Annotated in this window: 1 protein-coding gene; it reads left to right on the forward strand. The window is 46.4% G+C overall.

Annotated features, from left to right (window positions below; all coding sequences use genetic code 11):
• Positions 1–606, forward strand: a 606-nt coding sequence (locus tag R7044_RS26510) for a pilin glycosylation ligase domain-containing protein (RefSeq protein WP_225456151.1), incomplete at both ends; no start/stop codon positions are given.

The raw sequence follows: 606 nt of genomic DNA on the forward strand, positions 1-606 counted from the left end.
TTCAACGCAACAACGTGGATTGCATTTAGCTTTGCGTTAGGTATCGGTTGCTATCAGCTCGCGAGGAACCGCATTTTACGCTATTCAAAGCTAACCATCGGGTTACTGATCAGCGCGATCATCATGACGTTGCCAGTATTCTACCCCAATGCGGACAGCACTCTGGCAGCGAACAAACTTATCGGCCTGTGGAGTGGTTTCCTGTTTTTTGTTGTCTTACAGCAATTTCATTTCAGTAATAAGCATCGCCAACGGTTACTTTGGTTCATCGTACTGGCTGTCGTGATTGAAGCTCTATTTGGTCTGACGCAATATCTTTTTCTAAAACCAGGGAATCCTTTCGGCTACGACACGATTGCTAACCGTCCGTACGGGATCTTTCAGCAACCGAATGTGATGGCAAGCTTTCTCGCTACTGGATTAGTCATTGCCAGTTACCTTCTAGCTCGCCAACCCTATAAGTACTCACGTAAGCTAAGCGACGTTTACCTTTTGTATGCCGTACCTGTTGTTACCTTGCCGTTGATTGTCGCGTTAGCTTCGCGCACAGGATGGCTAGCGACCATCATCGGTTTGTTGTTAGTGATTCCGTATATGTATCGCTTT

This window comes from Vibrio sp. 1402, from assembly GCF_033340275.1.